At 69.1% G+C, this 3,065-nt stretch carries 4 protein-coding genes; all 4 read left to right on the top strand.

Annotated features, from left to right (window positions below; all coding sequences use genetic code 11):
• Nucleotides 1-607 (top strand): RNA polymerase sigma factor SigM (gene sigM / locus CCN51_RS50055; RefSeq protein WP_086861156.1); only part of this gene is annotated, 607 nt, incomplete at its 5' end.
• Nucleotides 604-1,584, top strand: coding sequence for a hypothetical protein (locus CCN51_RS50050; protein WP_014177957.1), 981 nt, complete (start codon nucleotides 604-606; stop codon nucleotides 1,582-1,584). The genes sigM and CCN51_RS50050, both read left to right, overlap by 4 nt.
• A gap of 152 nt (nucleotides 1,585-1,736) precedes the next feature.
• Nucleotides 1,737-2,690 carry a thioredoxin-disulfide reductase gene (gene trxB / locus CCN51_RS50045; RefSeq protein ID WP_014177958.1) on the top strand — a complete coding sequence of 318 codons (954 nt, stop codon included), beginning with the start codon at nucleotides 1,737-1,739 and terminating at the stop codon, nucleotides 2,688-2,690.
• A 44-nt stretch (nucleotides 2,691-2,734) separates the two neighbouring features.
• Entirely contained in the window at nucleotides 2,735-3,064 is a 330-nt protein-coding gene (gene trxA, locus CCN51_RS50040) for a thioredoxin (RefSeq protein ID WP_014177959.1), read from the top strand.
• The last annotated feature ends 1 nt before the right edge of the window (nucleotide 3,065 follow it).

Below are 3,065 nucleotides of genomic sequence, written 5' to 3'. Positions count from 1 at the left end.
CAGCGTGCGACGCCACCGCGACAGACTCTGGGCGGTGGCGCTGCGCACGCTGGGCGACCGTGAGGAGGCCGCCGACGCGGTCCAGGACGCGCTCGTGTCCGCCTACCGGGCCGCTCACACCTTCCGGGGCCAGTCGGCCGTTACGACCTGGCTCCACCGCATCACGGTGAACGCCTGCCTGGACCGGGCCCGTAAGGCCGCGTCCCGTCGTACCTCCCCCGTCGCCGAAACGGAGCGGCTCGAGCAGCTTCTGGAACCCCACGAGTCGGCTGCCGCTCCCGCGGAGCGCGGAGACCTCCACCGCGAGCTGCTTCGCGCGCTCCGCACTCTGCCCCCCGAGCAGCGGGCGGCCCTCGTACTCGTCGATATGCAGGGCTACCCCGTGGCCGAAGCCGCGAAAATCCTGGAGGTCCCCACCGGCACGGTCAAAAGCCGCTGCGCCCGGGGACGCGCACGCCTGCTGCCCATGCTGACCCATCTCCATCCGAACGGGAGGGGTAGCGACTCGCCGAGCGGGGCAAGGAACCGGACGCAGGGGACATCCGTCCCACCGACGGCAGGACCGAACGACACAGATGCCGTGAAGGGCGGAGGTGGCCGAGCGTGACATCGTCGACCGACACGGACGAGCACCCGGAGGTCACGGAGATCTCCGCACTCGCCGAGGGGCTGCTGCCCCCCGACCGCACCGCCGATGTGCGCGGCCACCTCGCTGCCTGTGAGCTGTGCGCCGACGTACGAGCCTCCCTGGACGAGATCCGGTCGCTGCTGGGGACCCTTCCCGGCCCGGTGCAGATGCCCGCCGATATCGCGGGGCGTATCGACGCGGCGCTCGCCGCAGAGGCCCTCCTCGATGCGACCACCCCGGATGACTGCGTCGATGTTTCACGTGAAACTGCGACCCTCGACTCATCGGCCGAAGCGGCTCCGAGCGTTTCACGTGAAACATCGGAGCCGACCCGCCCCCGGAAGACGAGCGACGACTCGACACCCGTCTCGTCCGGCGCTGCCGAGCGACCGGCGGGGCGTCCGCGAGCCACCACCGGACCGGGCCGTACGAAGCCCCGGCCCGACACCCGGCGCCCGCAGCCCCGGCGCTGGCCCAGGGCCGTCCTCGGCTCCGCCTGCGCGGCTGCCGTGATCGGTCTCGGCACCTTCCTCATGCAGTCGGGCTCCACCGCCGGCAACGATGCGGGCAGCACACAGGCGTCGGAGAGGCAGCCCTCGTCCACTACGGAAACGCTCTCCGCGGCGACCCTCCAGGCTCGGGTGCATGCCCTCCTCGCCGGCCAGAAGCCCTCAACCGTCTCCGGCGATGTGCGGGCGCAGGACACCCCGGACATGCCGTTGCGCGCCGAGGACCCCCCGGTGCCCAGCTGTGTACAGGCGGGCACCGGCCGCCCGGAGACCCCACTTGCCGCACAGGAGGACACCTATGCCGGCAAGGACGTCTATCTTGTGGTGCTGCCACACGAAGCCGACAACAAGCTTGTCGACGCCTTCGTGATCGAATCGGCGTGCGTCGCACAGTCACCGTCGACCGCCGGTACCCGCCTCGTGGCCCGCACCTACCCGCGAGACTGAGGCGAGCGGCACACGGTAGGCCGCCTGACGCCAACCGGGAATGCGCGCCCCGTAGGATCCGTTGGGTGGGGTGGCAGCGGTTTTCCGGGGAACTCCGGATGTCGTCGCCCTCAGTCAGTAGTCGGCACTCGGCAGAGACAAGGAAGACATCCGTGAGCGACGTCCGCAACGTGATCATCATCGGTTCCGGGCCCGCGGGCTATACGGCCGCGCTCTACACCGCCCGGGCTTCCTTGAAGCCGCTGGTCTTCGAAGGCTCCGTGACCGCCGGTGGTGCCCTGATGAACACCACCGACGTGGAGAACTTCCCCGGCTTCCGTGAGGGGATCATGGGCCCCGACCTGATGGACAACATGCGGGCCCAGGCGGAGCGCTTCGGCGCCGAGCTGGTCCCGGACGATGTTCTCTCGGTCGACCTCACCGAGGACATCAAGACCGTCACCGACTCCGCCGGTACGGTCCACCGGGCCAAGACGGTCATCGTCACCACTGGCTCGCAACACCGCAAGCTGGGCCTGGCCCATGAGGACGAGCTCTCCGGCCGTGGCGTCTCCTGGTGTGCCACCTGCGACGGGTTCTTCTTCAAGGACCAGGACATCGCCGTCATCGGCGGTGGCGACACCGCGATGGAGGAAGCGACCTTCCTCTCCCGCTTCGCCAAGTCGGTCACCGTGGTGCACCGCCGTGACACGCTGCGGGCCAGCAAGGCGATGCAGGAGCGCGCCTTCGCCGACCCCAAGATCTCCTTCATGTGGGACAGCGAGGTCACCGAGATCCGCGGGGACAACAAGCTCTCCGGGCTGACCCTGCGGGATGTCAAGACCGGCGAGAGCTCCGAGCTGCCGGTCACCGGACTGTTCATCGCCATCGGTCACGACCCGCGCACCGAGCTCTTCAAGGGCCAGCTCGACCTGGACGACGAGGGCTATCTGAAGGTCGCGTCGCCCTCGACCCGGACCAATCTGCCCGGTGTCTTCGCCGCGGGCGATGTCGTGGACCACACCTATCGTCAGGCGATCAGCGCGGCCGGTACGGGCTGCTCCGCCGCGCTGGACGCCGAGCGGTACCTCGCCGCTCTCGCCGATGGCGCGAACGCCACCGCCTGACCCCACCTACCCCCCCTGCACCAAACCGATAAAGGAGATGAACCATGGCCGGTGCCACGGTGACCGTCACAGACGCCGACTTCGAGGAGACCGTCCTCAAGAGCGACAAGCCTGTGCTCGTCGACTTCTGGGCCGCGTGGTGCGGTCCGTGCCGCCAGATCGCTCCGTCTCTGGAGGCCATCGCGGCTGAGCACGGGGACAAGATCATCATTGCCAAGCTCAACATCGACGAGAACCCGACGACCGCCGCGAAGTACGGCGTGATGTCGATCCCGACGCTGAACGTCTACCAGGGCGGCGAGGTCGCCAAGACCATCGTCGGCGCCAAGCCCAAGGCCGCCATCGAGCGTGACCTGGCCGACTTCATCGGCTGAC

The organism is Streptomyces milbemycinicus (genome assembly GCF_002154605.1).
Classification (GTDB): domain Bacteria; phylum Actinomycetota; class Actinomycetes; order Streptomycetales; family Streptomycetaceae; genus Streptomyces; species Streptomyces milbemycinicus.
The sequence above is the reverse complement of the archived record's forward strand: the minus strand, read 5'-3'. Positions and strand labels throughout refer to the sequence as shown.